The organism is Paenibacillus konkukensis, assembly GCF_023523925.1.
GTDB classification, from domain to species: domain Bacteria; phylum Bacillota; class Bacilli; order Paenibacillales; family NBRC-103111; genus Paenibacillus_S; species Paenibacillus_S doosanensis.
The window spans coordinates 6,856,204-6,875,088 of sequence record NZ_CP027059.1; the positions used below are offsets into that span (position 1 = coordinate 6,856,204).

At 52.1% G+C, this 18,885-nt stretch carries 12 protein-coding genes; 11 read left to right on the forward strand and 1 reads right to left on the reverse strand.

The window, feature by feature from the left end:
- Nucleotides 1-3 precede the first annotated feature (3 nt).
- The 5 genes from SK3146_RS29755 (at nt 4) to mscL (ending at nt 9,537) form a co-directional block, all read left to right on the forward strand.
- On the forward strand, nt 4-6,372 hold the full coding sequence (locus SK3146_RS29755; protein ID WP_249862179.1) for a CARDB domain-containing protein: 6,369 nt from the start codon (nt 4-6) through the stop codon (nt 6,370-6,372).
- Nucleotides 6,373-6,570: 198 nt separating this feature from the next.
- Nucleotides 6,571-7,389: a sensor histidine kinase gene (locus SK3146_RS29760; RefSeq protein ID WP_249862180.1), complete on the forward strand. Its 819-nt coding sequence runs from the start codon at nt 6,571-6,573 to the stop codon at nt 7,387-7,389.
- Entirely contained in the window at nt 7,386-8,057 is a 672-nt protein-coding gene (locus SK3146_RS29765; protein WP_249862181.1) for a response regulator, read from the forward strand. The genes SK3146_RS29760 and SK3146_RS29765 overlap by 4 nt, the downstream gene beginning before the upstream one ends.
- A gap of 139 nt (nt 8,058-8,196) precedes the next feature.
- Nucleotides 8,197-8,859: a YcnI family copper-binding membrane protein gene (locus tag SK3146_RS29770; protein WP_249862182.1), complete on the forward strand. Its 663-nt coding sequence runs from the start codon at nt 8,197-8,199 to the stop codon at nt 8,857-8,859.
- 195 nt (nt 8,860-9,054) lie between these two features.
- Nucleotides 9,055-9,537, forward strand: a complete 483-nt coding sequence (gene mscL / locus SK3146_RS29775; RefSeq protein ID WP_249866483.1) for a large conductance mechanosensitive channel protein MscL — start codon at nt 9,055-9,057, stop codon at nt 9,535-9,537.
- 153 nt (nt 9,538-9,690) lie between these two features.
- Here the strand turns inward: mscL and SK3146_RS29780 are convergent, their stop codons facing one another.
- A complete protein-coding gene (locus SK3146_RS29780) occupies nt 9,691-11,598 on the reverse strand; it encodes a terpene cyclase/mutase family protein (RefSeq protein WP_349655169.1) in 1,908 nt (635 codons plus the stop codon).
- A 169-nt stretch (nt 11,599-11,767) separates the two neighbouring features.
- Between SK3146_RS29780 and SK3146_RS29785 the strand changes: the two genes are divergently transcribed.
- The 6 genes from SK3146_RS29785 to SK3146_RS29810 all read left to right on the forward strand — a co-directional run bounded on the left by SK3146_RS29785 (nt 11,768) and on the right by SK3146_RS29810 (nt 18,862).
- Complete coding sequence (locus SK3146_RS29785; RefSeq protein WP_249862183.1) at nt 11,768-12,634, forward strand: AraC family transcriptional regulator; 867 nt, start codon at nt 11,768-11,770, stop codon at nt 12,632-12,634.
- 154 nt (nt 12,635-12,788) lie between these two features.
- The gene (locus SK3146_RS29790; RefSeq protein ID WP_249862184.1) at nt 12,789-13,856 is read left to right on the forward strand and encodes a zinc-dependent alcohol dehydrogenase; all 1,068 of its coding nucleotides are present in this window, start codon (nt 12,789-12,791) and stop codon (nt 13,854-13,856) included.
- On the forward strand, nt 13,831-14,253 hold the full coding sequence (locus SK3146_RS29795; RefSeq protein WP_249862185.1) for an alginate lyase family protein: 423 nt from the start codon (nt 13,831-13,833) through the stop codon (nt 14,251-14,253). The genes SK3146_RS29790 and SK3146_RS29795 overlap by 26 nt, the downstream gene beginning before the upstream one ends.
- Nucleotides 14,240-15,727 carry an IS1182 family transposase gene (locus SK3146_RS29800; protein ID WP_249861446.1) on the forward strand — a complete coding sequence of 496 codons (1,488 nt, stop codon included), beginning with the start codon at nt 14,240-14,242 and terminating at the stop codon, nt 15,725-15,727. The genes SK3146_RS29795 and SK3146_RS29800 overlap by 14 nt, the downstream gene beginning before the upstream one ends.
- Nucleotides 15,728-16,028: 301 nt before the next feature.
- Nucleotides 16,029-17,435, forward strand: a complete 1,407-nt coding sequence (locus SK3146_RS29805; RefSeq protein ID WP_249862186.1) for a glycosyltransferase family 4 protein — start codon at nt 16,029-16,031, stop codon at nt 17,433-17,435.
- Entirely contained in the window at nt 17,432-18,862 is a 1,431-nt protein-coding gene (locus SK3146_RS29810) for a glycosyltransferase family 4 protein (RefSeq protein ID WP_249862187.1), read from the forward strand. The genes SK3146_RS29805 and SK3146_RS29810 overlap by 4 nt, the downstream gene beginning before the upstream one ends.
- Nucleotides 18,863-18,885 lie beyond the last annotated feature (23 nt).

Genomic DNA, 18,885 nt, shown 5'->3' on the forward strand with positions numbered 1-18,885 from the left:
TGAATGAAAAAAATGCTGTCTTGCTTTTTATTAATGATGATTATTTCATCATTGGGTCTAAAATTTTCAAGTAACACTTATGCCGCAAGTTCGCAAGACCTAGAAGTAAACTTTACTTCAGGAACAATCATTCCGGGAATTTCTACAAACGAATATTTCATATCTGGTACCAATGGCATAAAACCCCTTGATGTTACTGTCCCAAACAGTAGCAATGAAGTTATACAGAAGGTAGAACTAATTGATAAGAAAAGCAATACTGCGTTACAACAATTAATCAATGTGGGTGAGAATCTATATAGAATTCCAGAGTCTGTTCAACCCATTGAGACTATTAATGTTAGTACTAAGAATGGTAATTCCTATGTGGGTATTGATGAAGGCTATTATGAATGGTTCCGCGACCCAACGAAAAAGAATATTTGGATGTACGATTACGACGATAAAGAGGATGGTGTAGCTCACAGGCATTATATCAATACCACTGATATCTACGATCTTCCACCTGGTGGAATGTGTAGTGGATTTACTGCTGAAAATACAAGTGGAGGATTGCCGTCTTCCTATCCTCTCACCGTTCCTTGTAACGTTGCAATGGATTACCGAGAAGGATATCTTTCAGCTTCGAACATTCATTTGTTCCTTCCAGATGGAGTTACTGAAATCAATCCAAAATATGTATTAGACATGAAATTCGATGAAACATTTACGTTTGATGACCAGAATGGTACGTTTAATTTGAAGCAAAACAATATTCAGTATATCACTACCACCGGACATATCGATCCGAACACACTTCATTACCGGTTTAACTACAAAGCAATCTTTGATGTTCCACCAGACGAAGCACCGGACTATTCAAACCCTAACGGAGTTGTTGTCCGCTGGTATAACTCGTGGAAGCTCAACGTGGTTGGTCACGTATATAAATATCCTGCGATGGCGATCCGGGTTACCACAGCTCCGCCTCCGGCCAAGCCGGACCTCACTGTAACAGGGTTGGCCTCTAAAAATGTTTGTATCGCTGTAGGACAGCAGGCTTCCTTCGAATATTCCATTAAAAATGTGGGACCCGCTGTCAATACCCCATTTAAGGTGAGTGTTCGAGTAGATGGAACAGAAATCAAATCAGATTCCTATTCCAGCTTAGCATTGAACGAAACTAAGGCGGGAACCTTCAACTACACCTTCAGCTCCGAAGTTGAAAAGCAAATCACCGTCTATGTCGATAGCGACAATGCGATAGCTGAAGATGATGAAAGCAACAACTCTCGTACCGAAACTTTTCAAGCCAAGCCCGCGGGCGGCTGCGATTCGTCACAGCCCAAACCGCCCGATTTGAAAATTACCGGGGATTTCACGATCATGAATCCGGTCATTTACTTTGGCGACGATAACCTGGTGCAGCCAGAAAATATCTCCGTAACCGGAGGCAACGGCTGCGCTTACGTTTCTCACGAATTTACCTTTACTCAGGGAAGCTTACGGTTTTACCCGCGAGGGTTAAGTCCGAAGGACGCCAATTATTGGTTTGTCTACGATTCAGGATACATGACGTACGGCGGCGGCATCGGGAAAGGGACTGTCACTGTGTATATGATAATCAACACAACCTGCGGTTCATCCGATCCGATCGGACCGAAAACGTTCGAAATTAAAACCGATCCGAATAACCATCCGCCAACCATCGAAATCGCATGGTACAAAAACGGGAAAGAAGTTACCGAAGCAGTGGTGGGCGATATCGTTGATTTGAAGGTTAAAAAAGAAGAAGATCCGGACGGCGATGAAACGTTCCGAACATGGTTATTCAGCGAAGGCAATACCGATTGGATTAAAGGGCTTCCGGCAGCTTCCGGATGGAAAGAGCCCTACAACGCGAATTCGTATCGCAATATTACGGCAAGTGTGGAAGGTTCTCATAAAGTATGTGCTACTATTAAAGACATACGGGGAAATGAGCCCGAAAGACCTTCTTGCGCCTTCCTGGATGTGCAAGGGCCGACGCCCATACCGGTTATCAACGGAGCGACGGTCGTCAAAGAGAATCGGCCTCTGAATCCGCCGCTCGATTCGTTAGCCAGTTATTCCCCGGTGACGGGACGTACCATTGATCATGCCCGCGACGAATGGAAGAGCTCCGCTGTGTGGACTGATGGAACGACTTCTTCCTGGGACGGCATCAGCAGCTCCTTCGCGAAGACAGGGAAAGTAACGGTCACACTTCATGTTTTTGATAATACGGGGCTAAAATCCATCGCGCCGGATTATCACTATATAACGGTCACGCCAGACGATCCGCCGATCATCGACTTCCAATACTTAAGCACGATGAGCCGCGGGCCGCAGAAGTTTAAAAACAAGTCGTACAGTCCGGACGGCGACGGCATTGAAATTTACAAAGTAACGGGCGGGTATGATTGGTCCAACAACGGCGCATGTAATGTCAATGAGACAAATTACTCCGACAATAATCAAGAATTTACGTTTAACCCGAACCGCGTAGGGAATTATTGCTTCCGCGTTTATGCCAAGGAGCCGGAATGGTACGGCAAGTCGGCGTATCGAGATTACACGGTTCAGGTCATCAACGATAACCCGAGCGTGGAATTTACAGTGACCGGAACGGCTAGCGAGCCGATGCCCGTCAATGTGGCAGGGTTTAAAGCAACCGATTTAGTCAATTGGACGAATACCAGCTTGGACAAGTCCAGTATGTACAAATCGTGGTCGGTAGGTCCAAATGGGGAATTGGTGAGCAGTAAACGATCTCAAGATAGCTCAAAAGGTCCAAAGTATTATTCACTACCGATGGGGAACGGAAATATGGGCCTCAACGGAAAAAGTCTCTTAACTGGTGGAACTTTTATCGAGCCTAACGTTGTGGCTATTGGGAATGACGAATACATCGCCAGAGAGTACCTATCATCGCATCTTGATCTTTACTTGGTAAGTCCAAACCATTCACCTATAAAACTGGTCTACTTTACGTATGACCAGAATAGCCAAGTGTATTTTAATGATGCAACCGATGAGCTTATGATCGTATGGACGGACGGACCGCGAACGGCAACGAGCCTTTACCGATATGAGCAGAAGTGGACTCGTTGGAGTTTGGCTACACTGCGGAGCGGAAATACAGGCGTCGCAGCAAGTGGGGACAGAGTGGTGACGTACGGTTCAGGTCCAGGTTATAAAGCCAGCGGGAAGAAAGCGGAATGGGCGGACGGAACACGGCCCAATCTGTTCTCAAGGCTAAAATTTGTTGATGATTACAAGGAAATTAACTTGACGGCAAGAACGATCACATCTTATACGGCTGCAGATAAAGTGCACCCGTATAGCACAATATCCTATGACTCGATTCCGGCATTCCCGCAAATGCAGGTTGCAGCATCGCCACCACCCTTGCATTATTACGAAGAATCAATACCTGACCAAAAATTAGGGTCAACAACAGGGAGTGACAGCCATACTGGAGTATTAATGGATGCCAAAGGAAACTACTATGCAGGTCAAATGTTGAACGGGTCGTTCCAGATATACCGCTTCGATGCATATACGGGGATACCCACTACGGTCCGGGTTGTTGGTCGAGGCGACATTGTCAACCTGACCAGTATATCAGAGGATGGGAATACTGCTGGTCTATATTGGTCCTATTATGATTGGGACGATTATATGACCAAATCGGGAACCGTCTATATTAATCTCTCGACGGGGGCGGAAACGGGCGCCGCTGCTACACACTTGGAAAATTTCGATTACAACAGCTATCAGAACGGATACGGCTGGAAAAACAATACGCTGGTTGAATTAAGCTATAATACGGCTGTAACCAACAGCAGTTTGCCAATCGATGCAACAATCATATCGGATAATCAATATGCTATCCGGGACTCTGGTCAAATTTATGTTTACAACTTCAATCCGAGCGAGGGGCAGCCGGACCGCTCCAACGAACCATTTACATTCGGCCAGCTTGTCAATACGTCATCGCAGCAAATTACGAACGGGACGATTCTTTGGAGCATGAAAACTCATTTGGATCATCCGAACATGGCTGCGGGCATGAGCTTCCGGATTCAAAACTATCAAAATATGTATCGTCTGGAATCGACACAATCCAGCCTGCGGCTGCTCAAAATTGCGGCTGGGCGAAAAACCGAGCTCAAAAGAATTAACCGGTCCGCTGCGAACGATGCGTGGATTCCATATAAGATTAAGCTTTCCGGCAACCAAATCAAAGTGTATGAAAATAACACTCTGGTCATGGATGCGACCGACGGCATGTTCGGATCGGGGACGCTGGGGCCGTTCTCTACGGCGGACAGCAGCCAGTTCCGATCGATTACCTATCAATGGAGCAATGCCGACGGCAGCTTTGCAACGCCGGGAACGGCTATCGTCGATACAGCCGTGTCGTACGATGTGAAATATGACGATCCGGAGAAAGACCCGAGACTGGACGCAAGAACCCAATGGATGTACGCGCACGTCGATACGACGATGTTCCTGGATGTAGGAGACGGCAAATCCGGCCTATCTGCGTATAACGGAAAAACGGTCCAAAATCAAATTTTAACGTTCGATAAAGTGGGGAGGTACAAAATCGACTATCGCGTACCGGACGATCCGCATCCGGACCATCGAATTGCAAACGGCGATTTGATGTTTGAAGCATACTCGAAATATTCGGACTGGTATACGCAATATTTAATTGTACATCGCAGACCGATTTCCAATTTCACAATCTTGCAAAACGGCAGAACCAAATTAGTTGAATGGACCGATTACAGCTACGATCCGGACCATTGCTACAACTCCGGCAATTGCCAGAATAAAGCGGACTATCCGACGAGTCACGGGATTTACAAGAAAAAGTTTTACTACGTTACACCATCGGGCACACGCGTCGATGGCAAGCTGATTCGCCCGACCGAAACGGGAACGTATATTGTGGCGATGGCCGTAGCGGACGAATACAATGCATGGTCCGATTGGTATGAGCAAACGATCGATATTTGCAGCGGCTGCCAAGCGGCGCCGAATCATCCGCCAAGCGTAACCCTAACGTTCCCGACAGGCAGCCAGAGCAATCCGACGCCGGTCAGCCTGCAGCCAACGATTCAATGGAATCAATCCGACCCTGATCCGAATACCGTTTTTGAATTGTTCGATCTGAACGTGAAAGATGAATGGGGCGGCTGCGTCGAATGCGTGACCAATAAACTGATGGGTACGACAGCTGGCAGCTGGGCATGGACAATGGACAACCTGTTAACGATGGGACGCAAATATCAGGCGCAAGTCAGGGTAAGCGACGGCGAAGCCTGGTCCGGATGGAGTAACGTCGGCTGGATGGCCACCAATAGTCCGCCGGCGGCATATATGAGCTTTCCATACGGAACGCAGGATAACCCGAATATCGTGAATACGAGGACACCGACGTTAACCTGGACGCAGACCGATCCCGATGCGGGAGCCATATTCGATTACTACCAAATCCAGATCGCGAATGAAGCGAATAATATCATTTACGACAGCGGGAAAGTGTGGCAGCATACGTCGTCTAATAACGGTAGTATGCAAGTGCCAATCGAGCTGCCGACAGGTCAGAAGCTAAGGGTCCGCGTAATGGTCTGGGATCAGTACGACGCGGCTTCCAATTGGTCGCCGCAAACTTGGATGATGATTAACCGGCCGCCTAATGCCGATTTTGACTGGACTCCGAAGCCGGCATTTGAAGGGGATACCGTCAACCTGATCAACCGTTCAACCGACCCGGACGGTGATGAGCTCAAGTTCGTGTGGCAAATTAACGGACCTGTTTACTATGCCGAACCAACGACCAAAGACGCCGTCATCCCGGGCAATATAACGGATTATCATCCCGGGGACTACACAGTGACATTGACCGCAACCGATATACACGGCGCTTCCGATACGGTGACAAAGGTCGTTCCGGTGGGGGATCTAAACGTAGAGGGCTTCGTACGCCATACGGATAGCTGGAACGAGAACAGACAGAGCTACAACCGCAAGAAGACGGGGGACCCGGAGAGGCCGCGCCCTTACGATATGTTTTGGTCGGGTGAAGCATTCGTGCTGGCGGCCGTGACGAACCAGCCCGCGGGTGCGGTTCAGGCTCATATGTCCTATACGGAGCTGGACGAAACGATGCTTCCTTCTTCAGGGAACGTCCAGTGGAGCGGGCAGATGAAGCGGGACGATTTCGAGACGCTGCCGGATCGAAGCTATGTATTCCGGTTTACCGCAGTCTGGCCGAACGGTCATACCGAGACCGCCGACCGGATCATTACGGTGCATGACCCTTGGACGGAATTTACCGCCAGCGTGAGAAAAGAATAACGCAGGACCTGTAGCTTCAGCCGCCGAGCTTCCTCTATGCCGGGTGCCAGGATTGTGCGATTCCCGAAAGCATTCCGCTTTTTTTCAGTGTATAATGATAGCAGGCTAACAGCGGATGCAAGCGCCGCTTCCGGCTTCATAGCGGTTTTATGAGCGGGAAGCGGCAGTTTATGAGGGGAGAAGGCAGGTGAAGAAAGCATGTCTTTACGCACGTTAAAGCTGCTCACTATTATTGTACCGCCGGTCATTATAGGCGGGTTTGAGTATATTCGCCATGATTTTTTGCTTGACGAGCTGTCCATGGAAACCGGCAACCTGTACATAACGATTCTTACGCTGTTTCTTTCGTACTTGTTCGCTTCCTGGATGTTTCACAGCATTCAGCGCATCAGCGCCAGACTGTCGGCCGAGCAGTCGAAGAGGGCTGTGTACGAAGAGCGGGAGCGGCTGGCTCAGGAGCTGCACGACAACATCGCGCAAATCTTGTTTTTCCTTAACGTACAGCTGAAAAAAGGACGAATTCAGGAGGCGCGTTCGGCCGTCTCGGAAATCGACCACCATCTCCGGCAGGCGATATTCAATTTGCGGACAAATCCGGAGGAAGGCGCCACGTTTACCGCGCGGCTCGGTTCATGGCTGGAAGAATGGAGCGGGATTACCGGCATTGCCGTCGAGCAGCGAATTGAAGTGCCGGAAGACATTGTGACGACTTCGGCGGAGGTGAAGCTGTTCGCGATTATTCGCGAAGCTTTCACCAATATCCGCAAACATTCGCAGGCGGACCACGCTTCAATTGAACTGGGAGTAATGGAGGAAGGCGGCCGGTGGCAATTGCGCGTCAGAGATAACGGAGTCGGTCTGAAGATGCCAGAAGAGGCGCACTCGAACCGCTATGGAATGTCTTTTATGCGCAAGCATGCCGCCGAATTGGGAGGAGAATTGGATGTGACGACGCCGCCGCAGGGCGGAACGGAGCTGGTCGTCTCAGGACCGATGCAAAGGAGAGTGACGCCATGAACTACAGGGTGCTGATCACCGATGATCACCCGTTGGCCCGAAGAGCAGTGCGTGCGCTGCTCGCAGGCGAGGAAGGCTTCGAGATTGTAGGAGAGGCGGACAATGGAGAGCGGGCCATTGCCTTATGCGGCGAACTGATGCCGGACCTTGTCCTGATGGACATTCAGATGCCGGGCATGACGGGGCTTGAAGCGACGCGCAAAATCAAGCAGCAGCATCCGCATATTCGCATCGTTATGCTGACGGTTTCGGACGATGTCGCGGACCTGTTCACGGCGATCCAAAGCGGCGCGCAAGGATATTTGCTCAAAAATATGGACCCGGATGACTGGATCGTTTATTTGCGCGGTCTCTTGGACGATAACAGCGAAATTTCCCGGCATATGGCCGATCGGCTGTTTCATCAATTCCGTTCGTCTCCCTCCCAGGCAGTGGAAGAAACCAAGCCGAACGTGCTTTCCCAGCGGGAAGGCGAGATTCTGATGTGCGTCGCCAGCGGGCTCAGCAACCGGCAAATCGCGGAGCAGCTCATTATAACCGAGAATACGGTGAAAAATCACATCAAAAACATTTTGGCTAAGCTGTCGCTCGATAACCGGGTTCAATTGACCGCCTATGCGATCCGTCAGGGGCTGACACAGTATAGTCAAAAACAATCCCGCAAATAGCCCGATGGGGTCATATTCAGATGCTTTTATTTGCTGTACATTAGGGGAGTAGTTTAAAGGCCGCCCGCTTCCGGCCGGAAGGGGACTTTTAAACAGCCTGTTTGATGGCAATAATGACGTCTGAAGGGAAGATAAGAACATGTTGAAAAAACCGAGTATTATTTTAATGATCTGCTTGCTGTTTACCATGCTGGGCGGGGGAATAGCGAGCGCGCACGTGACGGTGCTTCCGTCCGAAACCGTTCAAGGCACTTATGAGAAATTTGCCGTACGCGTGCCGACGGAGAAAGATATTCCGACGGTAAAGGTAGAAGTGAAAATTCCGATCGATTCCGTTTCGATCAGCCGTTTTGAGCCGAAGCCGGGCTGGAAATACGATCTGACGAAGGACGCTTCCGGCAAAATTACAAGCGTAACCTGGACGGCTACCGGCGACGGTCTGTCTTCAACGGAATTCGGAGAGTTTTACATGCAAGGCAAAGTGGCCGATAACGCCAGCAGCATTACCTGGAAAGCTTATCAAACCTACAAGGATGGCAGCGTTGTGGAATGGGTCGGCGCGAACGGTTCGGATAAACCGGCTTCCGTCACAAAAGTATCGGCCAAACCGGACGGGGCGGCTACGGATAGCCATGGCAATACGGCGGCTTCCGCAGGCAGTACGGCCGGCGGCGGACACGACGGGCAGCCTTCTGCGGCATCGGCCGCATCGCAAACGCCGCTGTACTTGTCAATTATCGCGCTCATTTTGGGGATTGTCGCGCTGATTGTGGCTGTTTCCAAGAAAAAAGCAAGCCGCTAAGTTGTTAGCGGGACAATGGAGGACGGAACCTGTCATTCGGGTTCCGTTTTTTGATTTTACGGAAGATAGTTACCGGCAGATGGGAAACGGTTTTGTGAAAAACATCTCATTCTTGCTTTGAATGATCGACCAATGGGACAAAATCGGTTATGATAGTAGAAAAAAACGATAAAGGAGTTCCATATGGCTTCAAAAATGATTAAAGAGTTTAAAGAATTTGCGATGAAAGGCAATATGATCGATTTGGCGATCGGCGTTATCGTCGGCGGCGCCTTCGGTAAAGTAGTTACCTCCATCGTCAACGATGTCGTGATGCCGCCGATCGGGCTGCTGCTCGGGAAGGTCAATTTCTCCGATTTATTCGTCAGCCTGGACGGCAACAGCTATGCTTCGCTGGCCGAAGCCAAGGCGGCGGGAGCTCCGACGCTGAACATCGGTGTATTTATCAATACGCTGCTCGATTTCCTGATTGTTTCTTTCGTCATCTTCATTGTGGTCAAGCAGTTGAACCGGCTGCGCAAAAAGCAGGACGACAAGCCTGTGGACCCGAAAAAAGAAACCAAGGAATGCCCGGAATGCCTATCGGAAATTCCCAAGCAGGCGATCCGCTGCAAATACTGCACCGCTTATGTCGAGCCTGCAGCTTCCTTGGAATCGTCGCCTCGCACGATGAACTAAGGTCTGTCCGATGTAGAACTCCGCCGGACAGTTTCCTAAAGCTTAAGCTCCTGCAGGCGTCCCACACCGAAAAACCGCGCTTCGCGTCAATCGTCGAAGGCGGTTTTTTGCCGTTGCTGCGGACGGGGAAGCCGCAGCGCACCGCCGCCTCGTTTACATAGGATCGATGCTGCCGCCATACCGGCGCAAATAACGGGAGAACGTCAGCAGCGGCCAGATGTAGTTGTTGCTGTGGTAGTTGACATAGACGCTTCCCGGCAGCCCGCCGCCGGTCGGATAGTCGAACCGCCAATCGCGCTGGCGGAGCAGCTCGATCAAGCGCATGATGCCCCGCTCGATGGACGGGGTAGGGCGGTCATGAACGGCAATGAGCAAATCCAGTGCCCAGGCGGTCTGCGATGGGGTACTATTCCCAAGCGGAACGTAACGCTTCACTTTGTCGCTCCGGCACGATTCCCCCCATCCGCCGTCTTCGTTCTGGACGCTCTCGATCCACCCGGCGGCCCGCCGTATCGCAGCATGGTCCGCAGGCAAGCCGACGGCTAGTAAGCCCGTCGCTACGGCGCTGCTGCCGTGAATATAGCAAATGCCCCAGCGTCCGAACCAGCTGCCGTCAGGCCTTTGCTGACTCAGCAGCCAATCCGCTGCCTTGCGGATAAACGGCTCTGAACGGGTCAAGCCGGCCTCGTCGCCCCAGAATTGCAGCGTTCTCCCGCTCAAATCCGTCGTCGACGCATCGACGGCGATATCCTCCGCGCTGTCAAACTGGAATAGCTGCAGCAGCTGCGGGTGCGGCTCTCTCTCGAAGGAGGGCCAGCCGCCGTTATCGTTTTGCATGGAACGAACCCATGCGGTTCCTTTATGCCAGGCCTGCTCCGCCTTGGGCTGCAGGAAGGAGTTTCCTCCTTGTCCCGAATAAGCGCGGGTTGCCCGAAGCGCCGCCGTCGTATCGTCGATATCCGGGTACAAGGTGCTGATATCCGAGAAGCCCCAACCGCCGGGAGGCGTATGAGGGGCGCGGAGCGCCCAGTCTCCATAGCGGGTTTGCTGGCGGGGCAGCAAATATTCCGCCGCCTTGCGCACGACGGGGTGAGCCGCAGAAACGCCGGCCTGCTGCAGAGCGCAGCTTAACATAGCGGTATCCCATACCGTCGAGGTAGACACCTGCAGATGCGCTTTCCGTTCGTCCTGGCACAGCAGGGTAAAGAGCCCGCCGATCGCTTTCTTGATCACCGGCGACGTCTTGCCGTCGTAGCCGAGACAGATCAGGGAGAGGATCATCAGCATCGTGGCGGTGGAATAGGTCAGCAGCGTCCCGTCCGGCTCGATGCGATCCAGCATAAACCGCTCCGCCGCCGCCAGCGAGGCTTGATGGATCGGGAAGTGAAGCGGCGGGACAGCCTCCAAAAGCTTGTGCAGCGCAGGCAGCCATGATGCGTGGCTCTCAAACGGCTGCTTGCCTCCGATATAGAGGTCGGACAAGTCCGGCGATTGCTCGTGCCGCAGGCCGAACCCTGCGCCTGCCATGATCATGACGGGAACGAGATGTACCCGCGCATGCCCGGACAGATCGTAAATGCTGAACAGAAACCACGGCGGCGCCAGCAGCAGCTCTACCGGCACCTTGAGCATATCGGGCCACGGTGACTGACCGGTCGCCGCCAGCATGACTTGGGTAAGCATCGCGCGCACTTTGGACAGACCGCCGCGGGAGACGATAAACTGCCGCGCCCGTTTCAGCCTCGGGCTTTCGGGGCTTATATAGCCGCTGTAGAGGAGCGCGTAATAGGCTTCCACCGTCGCGTCCAGGTTACCCTCTTGTTCATCATAGTACAGCTTCCAGGCACCGCTTTCTTCCTGCTTGTCGACAATTCTCTCCGTCAGCTTGCGGATGAGGGGCTCGGCGTCGTCGCGCCGGAGAGCGCGAAGCAAAATGATCAAATACGCGTCGGTCATCGTGCCGATTTCGAAGCAGAGCCGCCAGGAGCCGTCAGGCCGCTGCATTTGCTTCAGCCGATTTACCATAGCGGCCGTCTCCGAACGGATGATGCGATAGTCCAAAAGTCCACCTCGCTTCCTGCTATGCTTTCGTACTATTTGTATGGGGAGGCAGCTTTTCCTATGCGCTTGAGGGGAGCGGGCTTTCTGGCTTCTGCCGCAGATTTGTTATAAAATATGGCTTAGACGGATCACAGAGCCGAATTTGAATGTCAAAACAGGACGGGGGCCAATGATGAAACCACTTAGAGACTCCCAATTGAAGCTGCTCTGGACGGCGCGGATCGATTATTCGCAGGGCAGCCGGGTTGAATCGCATATGCACTCGGATTACGACCAGCTGCTGGTCGTTTTGTCCGGGGAAGGCCAGACGGTGATCGGGGGACAAAGCTGCGAGGCCAAAGAAGGGTCTGCTTTTTTGTTTCTGAAAGGGGTTTCACACAGCTTCCGTTTTACAAGCCCCGCCATTACGCTGGATTACAAGTTTCAATTGCTGGACCGGCAGCTCCGGGAGTGTCTGGAGGAAGCGGAGCCTAGCTGCCTATGCGCCGGCGCGCATTTGGCCGATCTCAAGCGGTGGCATAAAATGTCGCTTCATCAAATGAGAAATCCTAAGGCGCATCATCCGCTCGGCATTGAGTCGGGATTGAAAGGCACGCTGGTCACGATGCTGCTGGATGAGAAGTCCGACTGGAGCGATTCGTATGCCGCATTCCCGTCAGCGGGCAATGACGAGCCGGTCGTCCGATATATGAAAGCCCATTTTTCCGACAAAATCACATTGGATATGCTGGCGAGACGTTTCGGCTTTAACCCTAATTATTTGATCAAGCGGTTCAGCGACAAGACGGGGATGACGCCGATCCAATATTTGCAGGAAATCCGTCTGGAAAAAGCCAAGGAATATTTGGAATTTACGTCGCTGCCGATCACCGAGGTGGCCGAGAAGGTAGGGTGGACGCAGGAGTATTTTTCGAAAATCGTAAAAAAACGTCTCGGCCAGTCGCCGTCCCAATACCGCGAATCGTTAATTCATGCTGTCGGCAAGGACATTATTCTGGATGAAGATTTTGCGAATGTGTGGCGCATTGTCCCTTAATGTAAGGCCTGCGGCTTATTGCGGCCGTTCTATCTCGCGGTCCGTACGAACTGAATAATGACCATAAACAGATGAAGTTTATCCATACTCGCCTCAAGCGGCATCCTTTATAATTTGAAATGATCGAAACTTATAAGGGATAGGGGCTAATCCAATGGTTAGAAAAATGTCCGTTCCGCCGATGCAGCTGGTCGACTCCTGCGGGGATGATACGCAGCTGTGCGCGGTCGTAGAAGAAATCGGCAGTATTACGGTTAAGCGGGCGCTCATTCCGGAGCCGGCCGAAGGCGAGATTCGCGTCAAAATCAAATGGGTCGGCATTTGCGGGAGCGATGTCGAGGTGTTCCGCGGAGCAAGAGAGCCGGAGTTCATCTCTTATCCGACGCGTCTCGGGCATGAGGTCGCCGGCATCATCGACAAGGTCGGTCCGAACGTTATCGGACTTCGGGAGGGAGATCATGTCGCTCTCCGCTATATATGGGGGGCATTCGCCGAATACGTATGCTGCACGCCGTTCTCCGTCAAAGTGCTGCCGAAGGAGCTGCCGCTCATCGAGGGCTCCCTGATCGAAGTGCTTCCCGGAATCATCCATGCCGCCGAGCTTGGGGACATCTCCCCTCATAAAAACGTTCTTATCATGGGCCAGGGGGTGAGCGGGCTCGTGATGACGCAGGTGGTCAGCTTGTTCAGCCCGCGCAATCTGGTCGTCACCGATCTGTTCGACGAGAAGCTGGAGCTTGCCCGCAAGTACGGAGCGACGCATACTTACAAGCTGCCTTCGGCCGATGCGCGTACGATGGATATTGTCGGGAACGACTTCCCCGACGGGTTCGATGTCGTGATCCCCTGCCTGCTCGAAGGCGACGGGATGGTCGACGCGATCGATGCCGCCGCCCAGAACGGCCGTATCGTGATGTACGGTTGTATCGGCACATGCCATAAGCCGGTCGATTTTTTCAAGGTTCATAAAAAAAGGCTGGACATTATGTCCACCGAGCCGAAGCGGGATATCGACAACCGCCGCTATTTCGATCAGGGGCTGCGCCTGGTGTTGGACGGCCTGGTCAATACGGAGGAAATGATTACCCATGTCATCCCGCTACAAGACGTCGCCCGCGCTTTCGAGCTGCGAAACCGTCATCAAGGCGATACGATTCACGTGATGATCGACTGCGAAACGAAGGAGAGGGGAAGCCATGATGAGAACGACGGAGGACTATAACGGCCGCGGAGAAGAGCGCTTCGCTTTCATCGACCGCGGACGGCTGCTCCGGCAGGCGGAGGCTTCTTTGCACGCCGATACCGTGCATATTACGGATGATGTCGCCCCGATGAGCGAAGGCGGCATCCATGATTTTTATTCCAACGGCGACTATTGGTGGCCGAATCCCGAAACCGCGGACGGGCTGCCGTATATACGGCGCGACGGGGAGAGCAATCCGAATAATTTTGACCGGCACCGGCTCGGGCTGCGCCGCATGAGAACGCATACGGCGAATTTGGCGTCCGCGTACAAGGAGTCTGTCCGACGAAACAGGAAAAGCATAGTTTCGTCGCGAAACTTAACTGTAATCTGTTTATCTGGTAAAAAAGGGTGTGTGGTTTATGGCAAAATTTAAATCTTACTCCACGGAACAAGGTGAATTGTTTCCGATGTATTTGAGCGATTGGATCCCTGAAGATCATTTAGTGCGGCTTGTTAGCGACATCGTGGATCAGTTGGATCTCACGGTCATGACAAATCGGTATTCCCATCGCGGAGAAGAAGCCTATCACCCCGCCATGCTTTTGAAGTTATGGTTCTATGGCTATGCTACGGGTGTGTTCACCTCCCGGACCCTTCGTCAGGCTATGGATGAAAATATTCCTTTTCGTTGGCTATGTGGCGGCCATCGACCGGATTTCCGTACGCTCAGCGATTTTCGAAAGGATCACCTCGAATCATTACCGGGACTTTTCAAACAAGTGGTACACATCGCCATACAGCTAGGGTACGTGTCCCTCGGTCATGTCAGCATCGATGGTTCGAAGCTGAAAGCCCATGCATCGAAGCATAAGTCGATGTCGCGAGATCGGATGAACCAGGAAATCGAGCGTCTGGAAAAGGAAATCCGCGAAGCTCTCGAGCAAGCCGGCCAGATAGACGACCAAGAGAACGAAGAGCCCCTTTCGCTGTTGCCGGAATCGGTGACCAATCGCCAATCCCGACTTGAAAAAATCAGAGAGGCGCTCAGACAGTTGGAAACTCGCAAACCGGTAGAGGAATCGAAGACACCGGACAAAGATCAATTCAACTTTACCGATCCAGATTCCCAAATCATGGATACGAAAACCCAAGGCGTCATCCAAGGATATAATCCGCAAATTGCCGTAGATGCGGATCAGGGATTCATCGTCGGACTGCAGATGAACCCTAGCAGCAGCGACCAACACCAATTCCAGCCGGTGCTCGGTTCCATCCGCAACATAACGGGAAAGGTGCCCGAGAAAGTGAGTGCGGACGCAGGGTACTTTAGTGCGGACAACATTCAGGCGGCGACGAAGGCCGAGACCGACGCCTACATCGCGGCAACCCGTGAAAACAAGCAGCACGGGAATCCGTACGATAAAACCAACTTTACGTATATCCCGGAAACGGATACCTATGTGTGCCCAGCGGGACAAACGCTGATCCACAAGTACACATACTATGAAAAGGATCCTCAAAAAGCGACTCAATGGGTGTATATGAGCGATGCCTGCCTGACCTGCCCGTTTCAAAAGGACTGCGTTAAGTCCGGATCCGGTAAACGAAGGGTCAAACGCAATGAAGGCGATCCGATCCGAGAAGCCATGAGAACCAAAGTGCAAAGCGATGCCGGTAAAGACATTTACCGGTTACGTAAAGCCATCGTGGAACCCGCGTGGGGGCAAATGAAAGAATGTCAGGGCTTTCGTCAGTTTCACCTCCGTGGCGAAGATAAGGTTGAGGGTGAGTTCGTCCTTTTGGCTTTAAGCTATAATTTAAGAAAGCTTCATTCTGCCAAATATCCCAAACCATCCACGGTGTATAAACGGGAGAGGTCTGCCCAAAAACGTAAAAAAGCGGCGTAACTCCCACAAAGGCAAAGAAAGACACAGTGATTATACTCAAATCGTGATGAAAAATCATTTGAAAACCGAGTCTAACTCCGAAGGGACCTACAAAAGTAACTCCGTCGGACAGACTCCTAGAATACGATTGCCGGATCTCCATGGCGTTCAAGCGGGAGGGACAACCATGACGGGACACAAACGTCCGCCTACCCCTGAGCACTCATCACATGAACGAGCTGGGGATGCCCGAAGGGATCGCCAGTTTTTCCTGCTTTGTCGCAGGGTGAATTAGAACAAACGGACGAGAGGGGGAGCTTCGTTGAGAATACTGCTAACGACCTATTTTTCACTTCCGACATTTACAGGCCTGAACACCTACATCAACGTGCTAAAAGCAGAGCTTGAAGAACATGGGCACCAAGTGGATGTGCTGGCCCATCACCCGAGTATGGAACAGACCGTCTATCTGGTTAACGGCGGTGCGACGATCGACAAGACGGAAATCAGGAATGTCGTTTACGGAGAAACCGAGCGTTATTTTAAGCAACACTGGCCGAATGTCGATCCCTGGGTGCTGAACGCAGAGATGGGCCGGTATACGTTCGAATTGGCGGCCAGCTTGCTCCGTTTGCATCAATATGATCTTATCCACGCCCAGGATGTTATATCCGCACGCGCCATGCGAAGAGTGAAACCGGAGCAAGTTCCGCTGGTCGCCACCATCCACGGCATCTATACCAAGGAGCTTTTATACTACGGATGGATAACGGACCAAGAAAGTTTGCAATGGAAATATATGGCGGAGCAGGAGCGTTTGGGCGTCGTTTCGCCTTACTGCACTCTCGTCCCGACAAAGTGGATGAAGAATGAGTTCCGAAACGTTTTCCGTATTCCGGAGAGACGGTTGAAAATAAGCCCGTACGGGATCAACGTTGAGCAGTTTCTCCGGCGGATGAAGGCTGAACCGGATTCTTCCATAGAGCCGCCTCCCGGCACATTTGTAATGGCATGCGTCGCCAGAATAGACCCGATTAAAGGACATAAAACGCTGATGGAAGCACTAAGTCTATTGAAAGAAAAGCAGGACCATTTCGTCTGCTGGCTTATTGGAGGGTGCTACCAAAAAGAGCTGCAAGCGGAGCTTGAAAAGGAACGGTTGACCAGAAAGCTGGAAAATCACGTTATCTTTTTGGGTGACAGGGCCGATGTTCCCGCACTATTGCACCGCGCGGACATTATGATCCTCCCTTCACTGCAGGAAAACCATCCGTTCGCGATTATGGAAGCCCATCTTGCCGGGACGGCCGTTGTTGCATCCGATGCCGGAGGAATCCCGGAAATGATCAGGCATGAAGAGAACGGGCTGCTGTTTGAAAAACAAAACGCCGCCCAGCTCGCCGACAAACTGCTGACGATCATGAATCGACCTAAGCTGCGGCGGAGGATGGAGGCAGCCGCGCGCGCAAGAGGGATCAAGCGCTGGTCCTCGGACTCTTTATACCGCCGGATCATGCAAGTGTATGATCAAGCGCGCGCATCGGTTCAACCCGCTCAACCGAACGCCGTCAAAGCATCGGTTTGGCCGGCAAGCCTCTTTCTGTTCGAGACGGACAGAAGCTGGGATACCGGACCCTGGCCTGCGATTCTCCGGCATCTTCCTGCCGGTTATTCGATACCGGATATACAGTTTATGAAGTGGCTGGCTGCAAAGGAGGGTAATGATTGAGAATTCTCCTTGCGACCTACTGGCGCTTGCCTCATGTGGGAGGCGTGAACGCGTATGTCCGGACATTGCAAAAAAAGCTGGAAGAGAACGGACATCATGTAGACGTACTGGCTCATCACCCGGATATGAAATCCATTTACCTTCTTCGCTCCGGCCAGTCTGTAGATAAACAGACCATCAAAGCCTCCATCTTCAACATCCTGTTCTATTACTATGAAACCTATTTGCCTCATGTCGACTCCTATATTCGCTGGAAAGAAATTGAACGGTATACGTTCGAGCTTGCAGTATCTTTGCTCGGTGTAGGCCGGTATGACGTCATTCACGCCCAGGACATTGTATCGGCGCGGGCTTTAAGCCGGATCAAGCCCGATCATATCCCGTTAATTTCGACCGTTCACGGCATCGTAGCCGAAGAATATTTGAACGCAGGCGTGATCGCGAGCAAAGAGAGCCTGATGTGGAAATATGCTGCGGCGGAGGAGTATTACGGACACGGCTCGTCAGACCGGACCATCGTTCCAACCCGCTGGCAGGTCCGGGAAACCGGCGAGCAGTTTGGCTGCCCCAGCTGCTGGTTTACGGTCATTCCTTACGGGATCGATTTGCCGTCCTTCTATGCCCGTATGAATAAGGAAGCAGGCACGCGGGCAGAACCGCGCGATAAGTCGTTTGTTATCGCCTGCCCTGCGCGTCTTGTTCCTGAGAAGGATCATAGAACGCTTATCGATGCGCTGAGCATACTGAAAGAGCGGCGAAGCGATTTTGGCTGCTGGCTGATCGGAGACGGTACGCTAAGAGAGGATCTGGAACAATATTGCAAGGAAAAACAGGTGAGCGGCCAAGTCTTATTCATGGGCAACCGTTCCGACGTTCCCGATCTTTTGAATCAAGCGGATGCGATGGTGCTTCCGTCTCTGCACGATATGCATCCTTACTCCATTATGGAAGCACAGGCGGCAGGCAAAGCCGTGATAGCTTCCGATGCCGGAGGCATCCCGGAAATGGTCGAGCACGGAGTGACCGGGCTGCTCTTCCGGAAGCGGAACGCTGCGGAGCTGGCCGATCGAATAGCCGAGGTTTGGAATCAACCCGAGCTGCGCGAGCGGTTGCAAACGAACGCGAAGGTATGGGGAACGGCTCGTTGGTCTGCCGATCGAATGCTTGCAGAGACAATGGAAGTATACCGGCAGGCTGCTGCTGCTGCGGGTAACTCCGGCAAGCGGCAGACCATGGAAGAATGGGAAGCAAGCCATCGTTACGGCTTGAGAGCAGCTCCATCAGCCGACGCAGACCCGGCAGCCGAAATCTTCCATTTCTCAATCCCATCGTGGCTTCAGCCTGGAGATACGGACTTATGGGAAAGGCTGTCCGGAAGCCTTCCCCCGGCTACTCCATTCCGGACAGGGCGTTCATCATGCGGTTGACTTGACTCCTAAGACAAAGGATG

Bases quoted from the DNA above. Each gene is read 5' to 3' on its own strand.
- SK3146_RS29795 (WP_249862185.1), top strand. From the start codon at position 13,831: ATGATGAGAACGACGGAGGACTATAACGGCCGCGGAGAAGAGCGCTTC.
- SK3146_RS29785 (WP_249862183.1), top strand. From the start codon at position 11,768: ATGATGAAACCACTTAGAGACTCCCAATTGAAGCTGCTCTGGACGGCG.
- SK3146_RS29790 (WP_249862184.1), top strand. From the start codon at position 12,789: ATGGTTAGAAAAATGTCCGTTCCGCCGATGCAGCTGGTCGACTCCTGC.
- SK3146_RS29770 (WP_249862182.1), top strand. From the start codon at position 8,197: ATGTTGAAAAAACCGAGTATTATTTTAATGATCTGCTTGCTGTTTACC.
- SK3146_RS29765 (WP_249862181.1), top strand. From the start codon at position 7,386: ATGAACTACAGGGTGCTGATCACCGATGATCACCCGTTGGCCCGAAGA.
- SK3146_RS29755 (WP_249862179.1), top strand. From the start codon at position 4: ATGAAAAAAATGCTGTCTTGCTTTTTATTAATGATGATTATTTCATCA.
- mscL (WP_249866483.1), top strand. From the start codon at position 9,055: ATGATTAAAGAGTTTAAAGAATTTGCGATGAAAGGCAATATGATCGAT.
- SK3146_RS29800 (WP_249861446.1), top strand. From the start codon at position 14,240: ATGGCAAAATTTAAATCTTACTCCACGGAACAAGGTGAATTGTTTCCG.
- SK3146_RS29760 (WP_249862180.1), top strand. From the start codon at position 6,571: ATGTCTTTACGCACGTTAAAGCTGCTCACTATTATTGTACCGCCGGTC.